Genomic DNA, 869 nt, shown 5'->3' with positions numbered 1-869 from the left:
TGCAGCGCCTGGCGCGCATTCGGCTCCAGGGTGCCCACGGCGACGCTCAGATCGAGCATCGTCACCTGCGCTGCGCGGTTCAATTCCTCAAGGCTGGCGCGTGTGCCATTGACCAGCGTGTCGCGCACTTGCTCTGCCGTTCCTTGGACCCAGACGCTGACGACAATCACGCTGTGCGCCAGCTTCGGATCGAGTACCGCCAGGCTCAGCAGCCCGTTCTGGATGATCGGCCGAACCTTGCGCAGGCTGGACTGCGACTGCTGCTGCAACTCCTCGAGGCTCACGTGCATGCGCTCGCGGGCCTGGACCATCGCGGCATTGGCGGTGCGCTGCATCTGCCGCAAGTGGGCACTTTGCAGGGCGTAGTACTCGCTGAGCTTCATCTGCACCTGCAACTCGACCAGCTGTACGCCGTTGTACAACCACTGGCTGGCACAGTTCAGGCGCATCACCGCACGCTGAACCCCGGGGCCTGCCAGCGGGTGCAGGCGTTGGCTGGCCGCGTTGAGTGCGCCTTGCGTGTCGCTGATCGCTTGTTGCAGCGAAGTGCGCAGGCGCAAGCCGGCATCGTCGCTGGCAATGACCTTGCTCAGCGCCGCATAGAGCTTGTCGCTGTCGTTCCACTCGGTGGGATCGGTGATGGAGAAGCTTGGCAGCAAGGCCGCCAGCAACGACTGATCACGCAGGAGCAAGGCGCGATAGGGCGGGCTGTGCGGGTCTTGCAGCCACTTCAGCCAGAGCGCTGCGCTGCTGCCCGCAGCCGGCTGCGCCTCGCGGTTGGCGGTTGGCGCTTCGCTGATGCCGCCGGCCAGGCACAGCGCCATGGTCTTGCAGTAGGCGATGCCAGATTCGCGATCATTGCCGTCATA

The 869-nt window shown here is 65.1% G+C and carries 1 pseudogene; it reads right to left on the bottom strand.

What is annotated here, in order from left to right:
• Nucleotides 1-869 (bottom strand): annotated as a pseudogene (locus ACF8K2_RS24875) (hypothetical protein); the annotation flags it as partial.

Origin of the sequence: Pseudomonas sp. xss_2, assembly GCF_043104195.1 — a bacterium.
GTDB classification, from domain to species: Bacteria; Pseudomonadota; Gammaproteobacteria; order Pseudomonadales; family Pseudomonadaceae; genus Aquipseudomonas; species Aquipseudomonas urmiensis.
The sequence above is the reverse complement of the archived record's forward strand: the minus strand, read 5'-3'. Positions and strand labels throughout refer to the sequence as shown.